Here is a 1,222-nt window from a genome sequence, read left to right on the forward strand (position 1 = left end):
TGAATAGACCCGAGTTTCCTAGACGGTTCCGTGCCTCATGAACCAGGCACTTTCATAAACTGCAGGTGGTTGATCTTCACAGGCACTATGGCGCCGTTTAGCATTATAAAACATCTCTACATAATCAAAGATATCCGCCTTCGCTTCTTCTCTATTTTTATAGATCCGTTTCTTTATGCGTTCTCGTTTTAGCAACTGAAAAAAGCTTTCTGCCACAGCATTATCATGGCAATTACCTCGCCGACTCATGCTGCTTTTTAAATGGTGAGCTGTCATAAAATGCTGACATCTTTCGCTCGTATATTGAGAACCCTGATCCGAATGGATTAGGACTTCTGTCGTTGGCTTGCGTCGCCACACCGCCATCAACAAGGCGTCCATCACCAACTCTGCCGTCATTCGCCCACCCATACTCCAGCCGATGACCCGACGCGAGAAAAGATCGAGAACAACAGCCAGATACAACCAACCCTCATGCGTTCTGATATAGGTCATGTCACTCACCCAATGCGTATTGGGGGTAGGAACAACGAACTGTCGCTCAAGGTAATTTGGGTTGGCAACTGAAGGCTTTCCGCCGCCGTAATAGCGTCGTTTTCGGTATCCGGTTTGAGAAGCCAACTCTGCAAGCCTCATTAAGCGCGCAATCCTGTTGCGCCCTGCGTGTTCACCCAAGTCTTTCATGTCGAGCCAAATTTTTCGATAACCATAAACTGCACCGCTTTCAAGCCATAGCTGTTTAATGAGGCCTGTTTGGCGCTCATCTTGCCTTGCCCGCAAAGATTTAGGCCACTTCAGCCACTGGTAATAACCGCTGTAATGGAGGTCAAGAACCAGACACAGCCGGCGTACAGCATAAAAAGACGACATTTTTTTAATGAAGGCGTACTTCAGCCTGACGTTCTTGCAAAGTACGCGGCGGCCTTTTTTAAAATATCTCGCTCTTCAGTCACCCGCTTAAGCTCTTGCCTGAGGCGCTTTACTTCATGCTGAAGGGCATCGTCCTGCTTGCGCTGCGGTTCGGGTTTTTGGTAACGCTTGACCTATGCGTAAAGGCTGTTGGTGGAAACACCGAGTCTTGCCGCAACCTCAGAAACAGGGTATCCCTGCTCGTTAATCTGTTTTACGGCTTCAATTTTGAATTCTTCAGTGAAATTTTTGGCTGACATAAACACTCCTTCATTGAGCCTCCATTATGAGGCAAAAAAGTGTCTACGAAACC

Annotated in this window: 1 pseudogene; it reads right to left on the reverse strand. The window is 47.5% G+C overall.

What is annotated here, in order from left to right:
* Positions 1 to 18: 18 nt before the first annotated feature.
* Positions 19 to 1,169, reverse strand: a pseudogene (locus AD970_RS18390) (IS3 family transposase).
* Positions 1,170 to 1,222 lie beyond the last annotated feature (53 nt).

This window comes from Yersinia nurmii (assembly GCF_001112925.1).
GTDB lineage: Bacteria > Pseudomonadota > Gammaproteobacteria > Enterobacterales > Enterobacteriaceae > Yersinia > Yersinia nurmii.